Genomic DNA, 11,995 nt, shown 5'->3' with positions numbered 1-11,995 from the left:
GCTCACTCCTACAAGGGCTCTGTGTAGTTCTTGAGAGTTTGCTTTATCGAATCACCAGACCGGGCTTCGACCCCCGATCTGCAATCACTTGAATAGCCGCCGCCGCTCCGGCAGGCTGGCACGATTAACGACCCTCAACCGGGAGAGACACACACAATGGCACTTATCAGCATGCGCCAGATGCTGGACCACGCAGCCGAGTTCGGCTACGGCGTTCCAGCCTTCAACGTCAACAACCTTGAGCAGATGCGCGCCATCATGGAAGCCGCTGACAAGACTGACTCCCCGGTGATCGTCCAGGCTTCGGCCGGCGCTCGCAAATACGCCGGCGCGCCATTCCTGCGTCACCTGATCCTGGCCGCGATCGAAGAATTCCCGCACATCCCGGTGTGCATGCACCAGGACCACGGCACCAGTCCTGACGTCTGCCAGCGCTCCATCCAGCTGGGCTTCAGCTCGGTGATGATGGACGGCTCCCTCGGCGAAGACGGCAAGACCCCGACCGACTACGAATACAACGTCCGCGTTACCCAGCAAACCGTGGCCATGGCTCACGCCTGCGGCGTTTCGGTTGAAGGCGAGTTGGGCTGCCTGGGTTCGCTGGAAACCGGCATGGCCGGTGAAGAAGACGGCATCGGCGCTGAAGGCGTTCTGGATCACAGCCAGATGCTGACCGACCCGGAAGAAGCCGCTGACTTCGTCAAGAAGACTCAGGTCGATGCCCTGGCCATCGCCATCGGCACCAGCCACGGCGCCTACAAGTTCACCAAGCCACCTACCGGCGACGTGCTGGCGATCGACCGCATCAAGGAAATCCACAAACGCATCCCGAACACCCACCTGGTGATGCACGGTTCCTCTTCGGTTCCGCAAGAGTGGCTGGCGATCATCAACCAGTACGGCGGCGACATCAAAGAAACCTACGGCGTACCGGTTGAAGAAATCGTCGAAGGCATCAAGTACGGCGTGCGCAAGGTCAACATCGACACCGACCTGCGACTGGCATCCACCGGCGCCATGCGTCGCCTGATGGCCACCAACCCGAGCGAATTCGACCCACGCAAATTCTTCGGTGCGACCGTGACGGCGATGCGTGATGTATGTATCGCTCGCTACGAAGCGTTTGGTACTGCCGGTAATGCTTCGAAGATCAAGCCGATCTCGTTGGAAGCGATGTTCCAGCGTTATCTGAAAGGTGAGTTGAACGCGAAGGTTAACTAAGCCTTAGCTTGAACCGCTGATACAAGAAACCCGCCGAGAGGCGGGTTTTTTATGGGTGGTGATTTCTTCGTGTAGCGACACTGTTCATGAGGAGTACCTGATAAATTGATCTAACTGAGTTTTGCTTATTTCCAATAGATCTCAATGACTGTCAGATCTGACAGTAGGCAACCTCAAGCGATACTCACAAGATAAGACTCCACCTCGTAATGGAGTACACAGCAATGACTATTAAGGACGTTAAACCCAGAGGCCCGGCCCCGGTTACCCTGCCAGTTGAGCCAAAAACGGAAGACCTCAAAAACTCCAAGGGGCCAGCTCCTGTCACACTCCCTAAGCAACCGGAGTAAGTCCTCTGGCTTTAGAATCCACAGACATGTGAATTCTTTTACTTCGTGAAGTATTGAGGCAATAGCTGTCCATGTGAGAAACCCGCCGAGAGGCGGGTTTTTTATGGGCGTAATTAAACAAATATTTCCGCTAGCGCTTCAAGCGTAGGCATCACTGCCGGAACGACGGTGAGCTCGCAATCCAGAGCGGCAATAATACGTGCATAGACATTCATGCACACGGAATGGGTGCCTTTCTCTATCGCGAGGTCGGCGAGTTGCGTTTGCGTTAGTCCGCGATTCAGACGCTTTATGCGTAACTGGGCGGCGAGGCGGCTTATTAATAGAGCGTGAACCATGTACTGTCTCTTTAACTTTCAAAGTTAACTGTGGCGTAAACGCTACATTTGACCGTCATGAGTCCGCTCGCACGCGTCCGCGTCTAAACCCGATCAGTGGATATTTTGGGTATTAGAAGTATTGAATATATGCTTTATTAATATAAAAACCTGTCAGATATAACAGGTGTGCCGGGCCAGTTGAAACATTAAGCTTCGAACTCACTTATTTTGTAGGGCGAAGATATGAAAAACGAATTTGAAGCTGGTAAGGGATTTTTTGGTGTACTGAATATCACTTACAAGCATCCAGAGTATGGTTCTCACCCGCTTAATCTTAAGGATGAAGGGTTGTACGCTGACGAAGAGTTTTTTTTTCTTAATCCCCGGTATAGGACTTTTGGGGGGCATGAATATTATATGGCGGTTAGATTTAAAAAAGACCTTGTCGTTGGTAAGGAATACAAACTAGAGGGGAATGATCATGGCCCGATTTGGGCGCAACTAGAATTAGACTCGGAAGCCGGTGATAAACATGCGAGTGGTACCTTTGAATTGACCAGAAGCGGGCACCGGCCCAAAGGAGTCTTTAATCTATTTGAGAAAGGGGTCTTTGAAGTAGAAGGTGATTTTGAGTTCTATGAAAACCGTAGCTGACATTGGTCTGATGCCGTAAGGCAGACTCATAGAGTCTGCCGTTTTTTGGGTTTTGCATCACCTGTGGATGCGCGCCAGTTTTATTTGTCGTGATCAATATCCAGCTTGGTAAATGTCACCTGCCCACCCTCACTGGTGTACCCGGTGTTGTCCTGCACATACACGCCGGCCTTGAAGTACAGCGGCTTATTCCGCCAGGTTGCGCTGATCTGTGAATCCCACTGATAGCCTGCCGCGCTCACGCCGAGCGCACCGCCGGGACTGAGGTGGATCAGGTAGTTGAATTCGTTGTCCAGCTTGATACCGGTCGCCAGGGTGATGACACGGCTTTCGTCATCGTCCGGGTGCATGCGCACTTTGATCACCAGGTTGCCGGTCTGGGTCTTTTCCTTGTACTGGTATTCGAGCTTGACCATCGGCTTCTGGCTTTCATAGGCGTGGATCTGGCCGATGACGATCTTGCCGGAGCTGGGCACCTTGTTCACTGCGAGGGTCGCGCGCAGGGTGTTGTCGGCGTCCGGGTAGTACCAGTTGCGCAGGGTGCCGTTGCTGAAGGTTTCGCGCAGTTCGGTGCGCGGGTAGATGGCGTTTTCGGTTTTTGACCCGGTGACCGGGGACCAGAAAAACAGCGTGCCGGTGTCGGAATGGAAGTACTGATCCTTGAAGCCATTCACCAGTTTGGAGGTTTCGACGGTGTACGGCGGATTGCCGACGGGAACGCTGAGGTTCCAGGTTGCGAGATCGATCATGTCGGTTCTTCCACTCAATTCATCCTGAACGCGAGTGCCAGAAGCTCTAGCCCGCGCCTTTTCGGGCGGCCTTTATAAGCGTAGAGGACTTTTTTGTTAACGCCCGTTTGGCAGATGATTGGCGTCAACATCCTGTCGAAATGCCATCTGTGCCGGTTTCCGCGGGCTGCAGGGGTGACCGTTAGTCGGTAAATCGTCGCTTTGGCTAAATGATGGCGGCGTGACAGCTTCTGCTTTCACAGTTCCGGGACTAGAGTGATGACTCAGTAACTGTACGGTTTTCACAAGAAACCGACCGATATCCCGACAAGAGATGTCCCGACAAGAGAAGCAGCATGGAATGCGCGCAACCCCAGCCAGGTGAAGGCAGCTCTGTCCTTTTGATCGTTGATGATTACCCTGAAAACCTGATCAGCATGCGCGCGTTGCTGCAGCGTCAGGATTGGCACGTCATGACCGCCGCCTCCGGCTTCGAGGCGCTCAATCTGCTGCTCGAACACGACGTCGACCTGGTGCTGCTGGATGTGCAGATGCCGGGCATGGACGGCTTTGAAGTCGCGCGATTGATGCGCGGCAGTCAGCGCACACGCCTCACGCCGATCATTTTCCTCACCGCCAACGAACAGTCCCAGGACGCCGTGATCAAGGGCTACGCCAGTGGTGCGGTGGATTATCTGTTCAAGCCGTTCGATCCGCAGATCCTCAAACCGAAAGTCCAGGCGTTGCTCGAACACCAGCGCAACCGCCGCGCCTTGCAGCGCCTGAGTCATGATCTGGAGGTCGCTCGGGCCTTCAATGCCTCGGTGCTGGATAACGCGGCGGAAGGCATTCTGGTACTCGGCGAGGACGGCTTGATCCGCTTCGCCAACCCGGCGATTTCGCGGCTGCTGAATGCGCCGGTGAAAGAGCTGGAGGGCAAAGAGTTTCTCGATTACCTGCAGAAACCGCACATCCCGCTGTGGGCCGAATCCGAGTTGTTGGCCGGCTATAAACGCGGTGAGACCTTGCGTCTGCACGATGCGTTGTTGCGCACGGCACCGGGGCAACAGGTGCCGGTGGCGTTGTCCTGCGCGCCGTTGCCCGCCGAGCAACACGCGATGGTGGTGACGGTGCTGGACATGTCGGTGGTGCGTCACCTGCATCAGCAGCTGGAATTTCAAGCGGTCACCGATCCGTTGACCGGTCTGCTCAATCGCCGGGGCTTTTATCAGACAGTGGAAAACCTGCTGCTGCGCGGTGAACGCAGCGACAGCAGTTGGGTGCTGCTGTACCTCGACCTCGATGGTTTCAAGCGGGTCAACGATTCCCTCGGCCACGATGCCGGCGACCGGGTGCTGCGCTGGGTCTCCGAACAATTGAAAGCCTGCCTGCGACCGTTCGATATTCTCGCGCGTATGGGCGGTGACGAGTTCACCGCATTGCTCGATCTGGAATTCCCCGAGCAAGCGGCGAAGATTGCCGAGAAACTCATCGAACGGGTGTCGATCTGTCAGCAAATCGAAGGGCTGGACATCGCCCTCGGCGCGAGTATCGGCATCGCCACCTACCCGGACTGCGGTTCTAACCTCGACGGCTTGCTGCGCGCCTCGGACATCGCCATGTATGAGGCGAAGCGCGCCGGGCGTCAGCAGTATCGTTTTTATGATCACGAAATGAACGGTCGCGCCCGCTCGCGGCTGATGCTCGAGGAAAGCGTGCGCAACGCCATCGAGAACCGCGATTTCAATCTGGTGTATCAGCCACAGGTCGCGATCGACAGCGGGCAGATCCGCGGTTTCGAGGCGTTGCTGCGCTGGCAGCATCCGAGCGTCGGCGATGTGCCGCCGGGGTTGTTCCTGCCGTTGCTGGAAGAGGCGCGACTGATCAGTCGGCTCGGCAGCTGGATTTATCATCGCGGCGCCGGCCAGCGCAAAGCCTGGGAAACCCTGTTCGCCGAGGATCTGGTGCTTGGCGTGAGTTTGAGCAACACCCAGTTCGGGCTGCCGAACCTGGTCACCGAGTTACGCCAGGTGCTGGAGCGGCACTCGTTGCAGCCGCGGCAACTGGAGGTGGAAATCACCGAAGACGCGCTGATGCACAACCCCGACGAGACCCGCAAACAGCTGCGCCTGCTGCGTAATCTCGGGGTGCGCGTGGCGCTGGATGATTTTGGTTCGGGACCGTGTTCGCTGGCGCATCTGCGTGATCTGGAACTGGACACGCTCAAGCTCGATCGACACCTGATCGCGCGGCTGCCGGATTCGACGCGCGACGCGGCGCTGGTCAGCAACGTGATCAATCTGTGCAAGCAGTACGGTTTGCTGGTGATCGCCGAAGGCGTGGAAACCATCGAACAGTACCAATGGCTGCAAGCGCATGGCTGCGAATATGTGCAGGGTTTCCTGGTGGCGCGCCCGCTGACCTCCGAAGACGCCGCCAGCTTCGCCGAGCCCTTCGACTGGGGCGCGCTGCCGGTTTGAATTCGCTACACTGGCGCTCTTTTCGAACCGTGTTGCCGTGTCCATGACTGCGTTGAAATACCTCCAGGCCTATCCCGCGCAATTGCAGGATCAGGTGCGCCAACTGATCGCCGAACAGCGTCTGGGTGACTACCTGAGCCAACGCTATCCGAGGCGTCACGACGTGCAGAGCGACAAGGCGCTGTACAGCTACGCGCTGGACCTGAAGCAGGAATACCTGCGCAACGCGCCGGCCATCGACAAGGTGCTGTTCGACAACCGCCTCGACCTGACGCACCGCGCGCTGGGCCTGCACACCACGGTTTCAAGAGTGCAGGGCGGCAAGCTCAAGGCCAAGAAAGAGATTCGCATCGCCTCGTTGTTCAAGGAGGCGGCACCCGAGTTCCTGAAAATGATCGTCGTGCATGAACTGGCGCACTTCAAGGAATCGGACCACAACAAGGCCTTCTATAAATTGTGCGAGCACATGCTGCCGGGGTATCACCAGGTCGAGTTCGATCTGCGGGTGTACCTGACGTGGCGGGATCTGCAATAGCCGTTAACAAGGAGCGTGTGGATGGACGTCAGCAAGACCAAAAGCAGTTTTTACCGGCGCCTGTACGTGGCCTACCTGATCGACAGCGGCCTGGCCCCAAGCGTCCCGGCGCTGACCGAAGTGACCGGCATGCCCCGGCGCACGGCGCAGGACACGATCGCCGCGCTGGCGGATCTGGATATCGTCTGTGAATTCGAGCAGGAAGAGGGCGCGCGCAACCATGCCGGGCGCTATCGGATTCGCGAGTGGGGGGCGATTGATCGCGGGTGGATCGAGCGTAATCTGCGGCAGATCAAGGCTGTGCTGGAGTATCCCTGAGTTTCGCAGTGCCTGAGCTGACGCCTTCGCGAGCAGGCCCGCTCCCACCGTAGACCGAGTTCCTTCAGATGGAATGCGATCAAAATGTGGGAGCGGGCTTGCTCGCGAAGGGGCCCTCAAGGACGACGCATGCCTATGTGCGGAATGTCATCCTCCAGATACTCCTCACCCGCCACGACAAACCCGTACCTGCCGTAATACCCCTGCAAATGCGCCTGCGCCGACAGATAGATCGGCACCTGCGGCCAATGCTTCTCGGCCTGTTTCAGTGCGTGTTCCATCATCACATGCCCCAGCCCTTTGCCACGGCCCTGCGGCGCAATGATCACGCGGCCGATCACCACGTCACCGCCTTGGGATTCGGGATCCAGCAGGCGTAGATAGGCCATCAACTGATCATTTTCCCAACCCATGAGGTGATGGGTGTCGCCGTCCAGATCCTGGCCGTCGAGGTCCGGGTAGGCGCATTTCTGTTCGACCACGAACACCTCCGAGCGCAGCTTCAACAGCGCGTACAGCTGCTCTTTGCCCAGATCGCTGTGATGCTTGCAGATCCACTCGATTGTCATCTTCCAACTCCTTGAACTCCGTCGCCCGATACTAAGCGCACAGGCCCTGGATGTCTGTATGGCGGAAGAGTCTGTGACAAAGGTCAAAATGCCATCATTCCTTTCTCGCGGCGGCTGCTGCTTTGTGTAATCTGCTGGAAAGCGCTGTGCACTGGCTTCAATGAGCTAATGTTAGGGCCTGGGTTTCGCCGGTAAGGGGCCTTGGGGTTTTGACTGAAAACACGCCGGGCAACTCGCCCGCTAAGGATTTTCAAGCATGCCGCGACTGCATCGAGCCTTTGCGTTGGTCGGATTGCTCTTGCTGGCCCAAACCGCCGCAGCGGACAAGTTGCGGCTGGTGTTCGATATCTGGCCACCGTTTACCGACGACACGCTGGTCAACGGCGGCCTGGCCACCGACATCGTCAGCACCGCGCTCGCGCGGGCCGGTTATGCCAGCGACTACGAGCAGGTGCCGTGGGCGCGGGCGCTGCTGGGGGTTGGCGAGGGGCGCTACGACGTTCTGGTCAACGCCTGGTACAACGACGAACGCACCAAACTCGGCCAGTTCTCTGGCGAATACCTGCTCAATCGCATCCGCTTTCTCAAGCGCAAAGACACGCCGCTGGACTACAGCAACCTGGAGCAACTGCACACCTATCCGGTGGCGGTGGTGCGCGGCTATGCCTACTCGCAGGCGTTCGATGCGGATACCGCGCTCGAGAAAGTCCCTGTGCATAACTTCGCCATGGCCGTGCGCATGCTCGCGGCGGATCGAGTCAAACTGACCCTGGAAGATGAATACGTCGCGCGTTATTACCTGGCCCGCGAATCACCGAAAGTGCGCAACGCCGTGGAGTTTCTGCCCAAGCCGTTGAGCGAGAACAGCCTGCACATTCTGGTGAGCCTGAAGAACCCTGAGCATGAACAGATTGTGGCCGGGTTTGATAAGGCGATTGCGGCGATGAAGGCGGATGGGAGTTATGACCGGTTGTTGCGTCAGCATGGGATGTAGGGGCTGATCCGGAAATGGCTGTGTGGCTGATGGCCCTTTCGCGGGCAAGCCCGCTCCCACATTTGGAATGCGTTCTCCTGTGGGAGCGGGCTTGCTCGCGAAGAGGCCCTGACAAACACCGAAAAACTCAGGCTTCGCTGGTGTCCTTGATCAGGTGCGCCGCCAACGTCCGCAACGGCCCCAGCTGCCGGCAGATCAACGCCAGTTGCGTCTGCACCAGCCGTTGCCCTTCGTCGATCTCGTCCGGCATCTGCTCCAGCTCGTTGGCCAGTGCTTCCTCTTCGTCACTCTGAATCGCCACTGGTTGCTTGTTCGCCAGCCCCTGGGCGATGTCGTCGATGCTCGCGGCCAGTTTTACCCCGGCACCGTCGATCAGCTGTTCGCGCACGTCCGCCGGTAGCTGCGTTTCGCGATGCGCGCCCAGTCCGGACAGGTAACTGAGCAGGGTGTGTGACAGCACCAGGAAACGGAAGCCGACATCCGCTTCCTTCCGGAAATGCCCCGGCTCCATCAGCATGTTGGCCAAGGTGGTCGACAGTGCCGCATCGGCGTTGTGCGCGTTGCGTCGGGCCAGGCGATAGGCGAGGTCGTCGCTCTTGCCAGCGGCGTATTGCTGCATGATCTGGCGCAGATAGACGCTGTTGCAGGTCAGGGTGTTGGCCAGCACTTTATTCAGGCGTCGACCCTGCCAGTCCGGCAGGAACAGGAACACCGTCAGGCCGGCGATCAGGCTGCCGAGCAGGGTATCGAACAGGCGCGGCAGGAACAGCCCGTAGCCATCGCCGATCTGGTTGAAGCAGAACAGCACCATGATCGTGATCGCGGCGGTCGCCACCGTGTAGCGCGTGGTGCGGTTGGTAAAGAACACCACCCCGGCGGCGATCGCGAAGCACGACTGCACCAGCGGGCTGGGGAACAGATCGAACAGTGCCCAGGCCACGGTCAGGCCGATGGCGGTGCCGAGAATCCGCTGACCGAGTTTGCGCCGGGTTGCGCCGTAGTTCGGCTGGCAGACGAACAGGGTGGTGAGGATGATCCAGTAGCCCTGCGACGGGTGAATCAAGTGCACCATGCCGTAGCCGATACTCAGCGCCAGCGGCAAGCGCAGGGCATGGCGGAACAGCAGGGAAGTCGGTGTCAGTTGCGTACGCAGGCGAATCCACACGTCCTTGAGGTTGCGCGGCGAGCGGTCGAGCAGGCTGCTGTCGGTGGCGTCCGCCAAGGCATCCGGGTTGCTCGCGTCGCTGAGTAAACGGTCGAGGGTGCCGAGGTTGGCCGCCAGTGCACGCAGCGAACGCAGGAGGCCGCGCCACGCCGGATTGCTCTGGATGCGCAGGTGTTCAAGGGAGGCATCGAGGTCAGTCAGCGCTTCGGCAAAACTGGCGTCGTAGACGAACGGCTGGCGCATCTGGATCGATTCGGCCAACGCGCGGCAGGCCTTGCCCTGCTGGCGCAACAAACGCTGGCAGCGGAACAGCACGTCGCTGTGGAAGAACGCATCGGCCAGCGCGTTGTACGGATAGTGCGAAGAGCTGGCGCGTTCGTGGATGTCCTGGGCGAGGAAGTACAGCTTCAGATAACGGCTGACTTTCGAACCCGGGCGGCCGTTGCCGACCCGGTGCAGAATGATTTCCTTGGCGCTGTTCAGCGCTGCCACCACTCGACCGTTCTGCTGCGCCAGTTCCAGTCGCCGCCCCTCGACGTCCAGTTGGCGGATCGGCTCGAACAGCGAGGCTTTCAGCTTCAGGTAGAAACCCAGTTCACGGAACAGCCGCGCCAGACTCTGCTGCACCGGCTGGTTGGAAAACATCGCCTGCCACAGCACCGAGAGCAGGCCGTACCACGCGGCACCGGCCACCAGCAGCATCGGTTCGTGCCAGAAATCGGTGACCGCGCCGCCGCGCTGATCCACGCCGATCATGGTGTAGACCGACAGAATCAACGTCGCCGAGGCAATCGCCCCGTAACGCTCGCCGAGCGCGCCGAGCATGGTCAGGCCGAAGCTGGCCAGTGCCAGAGCGATGGCAAACACGATGGGGTAGGGGAAGAGCAGTTCCACCGACAGCGCGGCGATGCTGAAACACACCAGTGTGACCGCCAGTGCGTTGAGGCGACCCTGCCAGCTGTCGTCGGTCTCGGCCAGGGCGCTGGCGATAATCCCCAGGAACAACGGGATCAACAGGCCCATTTCATCCTGATACCAACACAGCGCCATGCTGCCGGTCAGGGCGATGAACACCCGCACGCTGTAGCTGAATTTATCCAGCGCCCACAGGCGCCGCAAAGACTGACGAAACGAGGTCGAGGACATGAAGTGCGAAGGCCTTCCGAGGCGATGCCGCTAAATTGAGCCAGTAATGACGCCGACGCAATGGCGCCGATCACATCTGACAGCAAAAAGTGTTCCTTACTGCATCACGCATAACAACTGTGGGAGGGGGCTTGCTCCCGAAAGCGGTGTGTCATTCAACATGTATGTCGACTGATCCAGCGCATTCGCGAGCAAGCCCGCTCCCACAGTTTTTGATTTGTGTTGGATCAGACGTACTGCGCAGCCGCGTAACCCGAGGCCCAGGCCCACTGGAAGTTGAAACCGCCCAGATGCCCGGTGACGTCGAGCACTTCGCCGACAAAATACAGGCCCGGGCTTTTCAGCGATTCCATGGTCTTGGACGACACCTCGCGGGTATCGACGCCACCCAGCGTGACCTCGGCGGTGCGGTAGCCTTCGGTGCCGGCCGGGACGACTTTCCAGCTGCCGAGCTTGTCGGCGATCTGTGCCAGTTCGGCATGGGTGTACTGCTTCATCGGTTTGGAAACGAACCAGTTGTCCGCCAGCAGATTGGCCATCTTCTTGGTGAAGATCTCGCCGAGCAGGGTTTTCAGCTCGCTGTTCGGACGCTCGGCCACTTGCTGCTGCAGCCATGCGGCGGTGTCGTGATCCGGCAGCAGGTTGATCTCCACGGTATCACCCGGTTCCCAGAACGACGAGATCTGCAGAATCGCCGGGCCGCTGAGGCCACGGTGAGTGAACAGAATGTTCTCGCGAAAGCTCTGCTCGTTGCAGCTGACCAGACAATCCACCGAGGTCCCGGACAGTTCGGTGCACAGTTCCTTGAGCTGATCGGTGATGGTGAACGGCACCAGCCCGGCGCGGGTCGGCAGCAGTTCATGGCCGAACTGTTTGGCCACCTGATAACCGAAGCCTGTAGCGCCCAGCGTCGGGATCGACAGCCCGCCGGTGGCAATCACCAGCGACTGGCACTGAACCTGACCGAGGGTGGTGTCGAGCAGGTAACCGTTCTCGACTTTCTCGATGGTCTGGATCGAGGTGTCGAGGTGCAGCTCGACGCCGACCTGATCGCACTCGTCGAGCAGCATGCCGAGGATGTCGCTGGATTTGTTATCGCAGAACAACTGGCCGAGTTTCTTCTCGTGGTACGGCACGCCGTGCTTGGCGACCATGCCGATGAAATCCCACTGGGTGTAGCGCGCCAGTGCCGATTTGCAGAAATGCGGATTGTGCGAGAGGAAATTGCTCGGTTCGGTGTACATGTTGGTGAAATTGCAGCGGCCACCACCGGACATCAGGATTTTCTTGCCGGCCTTGTTCGCGTGGTCGAGCAGCAACACCTGACGCCCACGCCCGGCGGCGGTCAGTGCACACATCAACCCTGCGGCGCCAGCGCCAATGATCACGACTTCGGTAGAGCGCAAAACGGTGTCCTCTTGGTGGGTCGCTACAAAACAAACTGTGGGAGCGGGGGGGGGGGCGGGCGGGGGGGGGGGGGGGGCGCGGGCCGCGGGGGGTGGGGGGGGGGGGGCG

11 protein-coding genes are annotated in these 11,995 nt (G+C 59.0%); 6 read left to right on the top strand and 5 right to left on the bottom strand.

All coding sequences use genetic code 11. The features are described from left to right. Positions 1-156: 156 nt before the first annotated feature. Positions 157-1,221, top strand: coding sequence for a class II fructose-bisphosphate aldolase (gene fba, locus NTD85_RS15365; RefSeq protein WP_003229012.1), 1,065 nt, complete (start codon positions 157-159; stop codon positions 1,219-1,221). A gap of 463 nt (positions 1,222-1,684) precedes the next feature. Here the strand turns inward: fba and NTD85_RS15360 are convergent, their stop codons facing one another. After that, on the bottom strand, positions 1,685-1,909 hold the full coding sequence (locus tag NTD85_RS15360) for a transcriptional regulator (protein WP_262142580.1): 225 nt from the start codon (positions 1,907-1,909) through the stop codon (positions 1,685-1,687). A gap of 225 nt (positions 1,910-2,134) precedes the next feature. Between NTD85_RS15360 and NTD85_RS15355 the strand changes: the two genes are divergently transcribed. Next, on the top strand, positions 2,135-2,545 hold the full coding sequence (locus tag NTD85_RS15355; RefSeq protein ID WP_262142579.1) for a hypothetical protein: 411 nt from the start codon (positions 2,135-2,137) through the stop codon (positions 2,543-2,545). A gap of 80 nt (positions 2,546-2,625) precedes the next feature. Here NTD85_RS15355 and NTD85_RS15350 read toward each other — a convergent pair whose 3' ends face one another. Beyond that, positions 2,626-3,294: a polysaccharide lyase family 7 protein gene (locus tag NTD85_RS15350; protein ID WP_226500927.1), complete on the bottom strand. Its 669-nt coding sequence runs from the start codon at positions 3,292-3,294 to the stop codon at positions 2,626-2,628. 335 nt (positions 3,295-3,629) lie between these two features. Here NTD85_RS15350 and NTD85_RS15345 point away from each other — a divergent pair, with 335 nt between their 5' ends. From NTD85_RS15345 to NTD85_RS15335, 3 genes are read left to right on the top strand one after another with little or no spacing between them, the layout of a single operon-like run. Beyond that, positions 3,630-5,753 carry a putative bifunctional diguanylate cyclase/phosphodiesterase gene (locus tag NTD85_RS15345; protein WP_262142578.1) on the top strand — a complete coding sequence of 708 codons (2,124 nt, stop codon included), beginning with the start codon at positions 3,630-3,632 and terminating at the stop codon, positions 5,751-5,753. Positions 5,754-5,796: 43 nt separating this feature from the next. Further along, entirely contained in the window at positions 5,797-6,288 is a 492-nt protein-coding gene (locus NTD85_RS15340; protein ID WP_262142577.1) for a M48 family metallopeptidase, read from the top strand. 21 nt (positions 6,289-6,309) lie between these two features. Beyond that, a complete protein-coding gene (locus NTD85_RS15335) occupies positions 6,310-6,606 on the top strand; it encodes a helix-turn-helix domain-containing protein (RefSeq protein WP_003229005.1) in 297 nt (98 codons plus the stop codon). 116 nt (positions 6,607-6,722) lie between these two features. Here the strand turns inward: NTD85_RS15335 and NTD85_RS15330 are convergent, their stop codons facing one another. Beyond that, on the bottom strand, positions 6,723-7,175 hold the full coding sequence (locus NTD85_RS15330; RefSeq protein WP_226500929.1) for a GNAT family N-acetyltransferase: 453 nt from the start codon (positions 7,173-7,175) through the stop codon (positions 6,723-6,725). A gap of 256 nt (positions 7,176-7,431) precedes the next feature. Between NTD85_RS15330 and NTD85_RS15325 the strand changes: the two genes are divergently transcribed. Continuing rightward, positions 7,432-8,169, top strand: a complete 738-nt coding sequence (locus NTD85_RS15325; protein ID WP_103522145.1) for a substrate-binding periplasmic protein — start codon at positions 7,432-7,434, stop codon at positions 8,167-8,169. A 127-nt stretch (positions 8,170-8,296) separates the two neighbouring features. Here the strand turns inward: NTD85_RS15325 and yccS are convergent, their stop codons facing one another. Continuing rightward, the gene (gene yccS, locus NTD85_RS15320; protein ID WP_262142576.1) at positions 8,297-10,480 is read right to left on the bottom strand and encodes a YccS family putative transporter; all 2,184 of its coding nucleotides are present in this window, start codon (positions 10,478-10,480) and stop codon (positions 8,297-8,299) included. Positions 10,481-10,707: 227 nt separating this feature from the next. Beyond that, positions 10,708-11,886: an NAD(P)/FAD-dependent oxidoreductase gene (locus tag NTD85_RS15315; RefSeq protein ID WP_003229001.1), complete on the bottom strand. Its 1,179-nt coding sequence runs from the start codon at positions 11,884-11,886 to the stop codon at positions 10,708-10,710. Between the last annotated feature and the right edge of the window lie 109 nt (positions 11,887-11,995).

The organism is Pseudomonas sp. 13B_3.2_Bac1, assembly GCF_025466205.1.
GTDB lineage: Bacteria > Pseudomonadota > Gammaproteobacteria > Pseudomonadales > Pseudomonadaceae > Aquipseudomonas > Aquipseudomonas fluorescens_H.
This window is presented reverse-complemented; position numbering and strand designations above follow the sequence as displayed.

What these genes read in the sequence shown, in the direction of transcription:
- fba (WP_003229012.1), top strand. Translation starts at nt 157, where the DNA reads ATGGCACTTATCAGCATGCGCCAGATGCTGGACCACGCAGCCGAGTTC.
- NTD85_RS15360 (WP_262142580.1), bottom strand. Translation starts at nt 1,909, where the DNA reads ATGGTTCACGCTCTATTAATAAGCCGCCTCGCCGCCCAGTTACGCATA.
- NTD85_RS15355 (WP_262142579.1), top strand. Translation starts at nt 2,135, where the DNA reads ATGAAAAACGAATTTGAAGCTGGTAAGGGATTTTTTGGTGTACTGAAT.
- NTD85_RS15350 (WP_226500927.1), bottom strand. Translation starts at nt 3,294, where the DNA reads ATGATCGATCTCGCAACCTGGAACCTCAGCGTTCCCGTCGGCAATCCG.
- NTD85_RS15345 (WP_262142578.1), top strand. Translation starts at nt 3,630, where the DNA reads ATGGAATGCGCGCAACCCCAGCCAGGTGAAGGCAGCTCTGTCCTTTTG.
- NTD85_RS15340 (WP_262142577.1), top strand. Translation starts at nt 5,797, where the DNA reads ATGACTGCGTTGAAATACCTCCAGGCCTATCCCGCGCAATTGCAGGAT.
- NTD85_RS15335 (WP_003229005.1), top strand. Translation starts at nt 6,310, where the DNA reads ATGGACGTCAGCAAGACCAAAAGCAGTTTTTACCGGCGCCTGTACGTG.
- NTD85_RS15330 (WP_226500929.1), bottom strand. Translation starts at nt 7,175, where the DNA reads ATGACAATCGAGTGGATCTGCAAGCATCACAGCGATCTGGGCAAAGAG.
- NTD85_RS15325 (WP_103522145.1), top strand. Translation starts at nt 7,432, where the DNA reads ATGCCGCGACTGCATCGAGCCTTTGCGTTGGTCGGATTGCTCTTGCTG.
- yccS (WP_262142576.1), bottom strand. Translation starts at nt 10,480, where the DNA reads ATGTCCTCGACCTCGTTTCGTCAGTCTTTGCGGCGCCTGTGGGCGCTG.